1 protein-coding gene is annotated in these 263 nt (G+C 34.6%); it reads left to right on the top strand.

Annotated elements, in window-relative coordinates; translation table 11 throughout:
* Positions 1–263, top strand: a 263-nt coding sequence (locus AOA61_RS00605; protein WP_256583314.1) for a GTP-binding protein, incomplete at both ends; no start/stop codon positions are given.

Below are 263 nucleotides of genomic sequence, written 5' to 3'. Positions count from 1 at the left end.
CATGACCAAAGTTGCAATCACAACGTTAAGGGAAGTGGATGCTGTATTATTTTTGGTTGATGCAAAAGAAGGACGAGGGCGTGGTGATGATTTCATCATGGAACGCTTAAAAAATATTGATACGCCTATCTTTCTTGTAATTAATAAAATTGATGAGGTACATCCCGACGAATTGTTTAAAATTATTGATAACTATAGACATCACATAGACTTTACTGAAATTGTTCCTATCTCAGCGCTACATGGTAATAATGTATCTACAT

It is taken from the genome of Pseudomonas sp. 2995-1 (assembly GCF_002742505.1).
GTDB classification, from domain to species: domain Bacteria; phylum Pseudomonadota; class Gammaproteobacteria; order Pseudomonadales; family Pseudomonadaceae; genus Aquipseudomonas; species Aquipseudomonas sivasensis.
Note: the sequence above shows the minus strand (reverse complement) of the source record. Positions and strands in the feature narration are given on the sequence as shown.